1 protein-coding gene is annotated in these 258 nt (G+C 57.8%); it reads left to right on the top strand.

The window, feature by feature from the left end; all coding sequences use genetic code 11:
- Positions 1–258: hypothetical protein (locus tag KVT28_RS25540; protein WP_217551021.1), on the top strand; the 258-nt coding region annotated here is incomplete at both ends.

Here is a 258-nt window from a genome sequence, read left to right on the forward strand (position 1 = left end):
GCCCGAAAGCGTCAGTCGCTTCCAGCAGCGCGCGCTTATTGTTGGCGGGATTGGGCTAATCGTAAGCGCTATCGGCTACTTCGTCTCGCCAGACCGCTTCTTTCAGTCATACCTGTTCGCATTCATGTTTGTGCTGGGACTGTCATTGGGTTCGCTCGGGCTGCTCATGATGCAGCACCTGACCGGCGGGGACTGGGCCATCGTCATTCGCAGGCCGTTGGAATCCGCCAGCCGAACGCTGATGATTGTGGCGATTTT

The sequence above is a fragment of the Pantoea sp. GbtcB22 genome (genome assembly GCF_019091025.1).
GTDB lineage: Bacteria > Pseudomonadota > Gammaproteobacteria > Enterobacterales > Enterobacteriaceae > Pantoea > Pantoea leporis.